3 pseudogenes are annotated in these 1,332 nt (G+C 42.9%); 1 reads left to right on the forward strand and 2 read right to left on the reverse strand.

Annotated elements, in window-relative coordinates:
• Both NXS07_RS20090 and NXS07_RS20095 read right to left on the reverse strand, forming a co-directional pair.
• Nucleotides 1-80, reverse strand: a pseudogene (locus NXS07_RS20090) (IS6 family transposase); the annotation flags it as partial.
• A gap of 263 nt (nucleotides 81-343) precedes the next feature.
• Nucleotides 344-1,026 (reverse strand): annotated as a pseudogene (locus NXS07_RS20095) (IS1 family transposase).
• Between the two features lie 205 nt (nucleotides 1,027-1,231).
• Here NXS07_RS20095 and NXS07_RS20100 point away from each other — a divergent pair.
• Nucleotides 1,232-1,332 (forward strand): annotated as a pseudogene (locus tag NXS07_RS20100) (transposase); the annotation flags it as partial.

Raw genomic sequence — 1,332 nt, forward strand, 5'->3', positions numbered from 1 at the left:
GCCAAATACCAACGGACACATTGAGCAATGATATCGACGGGATAATGGAGACGTTTAAAGGCGTTTCGGCTCAGGGGTATCGTTTGGAACTCGCGCAAAAACCGGGAAGTTTACCTGAAGTTCCGTTAATGCGACAGAACCGTATTGGGTGGTCTGTTTAGGGTATGCTACCTATTTTTGCGGATTTTTTTTTTACAGTTTATTATTCTTTTCCATCTCGAGATTCTCTTTCAGGGTTTGTCTGTCGTTTTCTGAGAGTGCCTCGATTCGTTTTATGGCATTCATGACGGTTGATCTATGGACATCATTTAATCGGTCGTGTATTAAATAGTTAGAAGGCTCGCTAAATATAGTTTTCACGTTCAATGAAAGTGCCTATCACTTTATCGTGCATTTCTTCAGATTTGGAATAACCGATTGTTTTTCTATTCAGCCTTTTTATTCGGGTACGATGGGTAAGGTTGGTTCTCTCTATACGTTGGGTAAATATCTTTCCAGTAAGATGGACTTCTTCAGGAAGACAATCATAAACGGCATAATCATCCGTGCAGTAAAACCGGATATTAAAGGGTGACAAGAGTGCCCGTAGTTTTTCCAATGTTTTTCTGCTGCGATCCCCAAAAGTATGTGCCACTATCCGTTTCATACGCGGCTCCCAGGCATACCAGAGCCCGCGCTGATTTTTCTTACGACCCCTGCTCATCCACTTCACAGATAAGATGAATGTCATCCCCGTCAAGAGGAAGCGTCGTCACGTTCCGGGGGTGAGTTTTTAAACGTTTTCATCACAGTAGCTGTTGCCACCTTCAATCCGCGGGCCGTGTCACGGATGCCGCTGTTATTCATCGCCATATCAATAATCTGCTCTTTGACTCCCGGTTTGCAGGCTTGATAGGTGTATGCCAACTGAAAGACTTTACTGCAGGCATAGCAGCGGTAGCGGGGATAACCTCTATGACCTTTTCCATGTCCTTTGACATCTTCTGATTTGTGACAATAACGACAATCAACTTCCACTTTAGCCACGTTCCACCACAAAATACCGGAAGATTATCATAACAACTAACTATTTAATACATGACCAACACTCCGGTATTTAGGGAGAATTACCCTTGCAATCAAGCTGTTATTTCAGAAGCTTTTCGCCATCTTTAAGCCTGATAAGTGTTTGTACGAAAGGAATTTTCCTCTTAAGCAGAGTACAAATTTTTTTGGCAGGCAGTGGTTTATCCAAAACATGAAACCCAGGTTATTAGCGGCTTGGGATAGAGCCATGTTGGCTAAACGGTTCATCATCGAAACCATCAATGATCAGCTTAAGAACGTCACACA

Origin of the sequence: Xenorhabdus bovienii (assembly GCF_024721015.1) — a bacterium.
Lineage (GTDB): Bacteria > Pseudomonadota > Gammaproteobacteria > Enterobacterales > Enterobacteriaceae > Xenorhabdus > Xenorhabdus bovienii.